This window comes from Spirosoma utsteinense (assembly GCF_014282275.1).
Classification (GTDB): Bacteria; Bacteroidota; Bacteroidia; order Cytophagales; family Spirosomataceae; genus Spirosoma; species Spirosoma utsteinense.
In genome coordinates this window covers 1-576 of sequence record NZ_VFIA01000174.1, presented here as the reverse complement: position 1 = coordinate 576, position 576 = coordinate 1, and the positions used below count along the sequence as shown (strand labels likewise).

The following is a 576-nucleotide window of genomic DNA, read 5'->3' as shown; positions in this document are numbered from 1 at the left end:
ATTATAGAGGTGGGTACTGGTCTGTAATATTTGTATTTTGCTTGTATGAAAGCAAAATATTTACCCAAAGAGTATGAGGTATTCCGCCGACGCTGTGTTGAGCTACACCATTTAGGCTGGAAACAAGAGGCCATTGCCGACGCATTTGGCTTAACCCAAGGTTGGGTCAGTCGTACCTTAACTAAATTTGACCAGCAAGGTGAAGCCGCCTTGCTTTATCGTAAAGCCAAGGGTGCTGCTCCTCGGTTAACTAAAGAACAGTTAGCCCAATTAGTGGAAGAGTTAAACAAAGGGCCTCAGCATCACCACTTTCCCGGTGAGATCTGGACGCGTAAGCGCGTCAAGGCTGTTATTGAGAAGTTCTTTAACGTGAGTTATGATCCTACTCAAGTGGGTCGCATCTTGAAGAAAGTAGGTTGGAGCCGCCAGAAGCCACAAAAGAAGGCTCGTCAGCAAAGTGCCGAAGCCGTCCGTGAATGGCGAGACGAGTGACTGCTGGCGCTAAAAAAAAGCCCAACAGGAGAAGCGAGTGATTCTGTATGTGGATGAGGCTGCCTGTTACTTGTTGCCATTACT

At 47.2% G+C, this 576-nt stretch carries 1 protein-coding gene; it reads left to right on the top strand.

Annotated elements, in window-relative coordinates:
• Window positions 1–45: 45 nt before the first annotated feature.
• Window positions 46–492 (top strand): winged helix-turn-helix domain-containing protein, encoded by a 447-nt coding sequence (locus tag FH603_RS28340; RefSeq protein WP_186742785.1) that lies wholly within the window; start codon window positions 46–48, stop codon window positions 490–492.
• Window positions 493–576 lie beyond the last annotated feature (84 nt).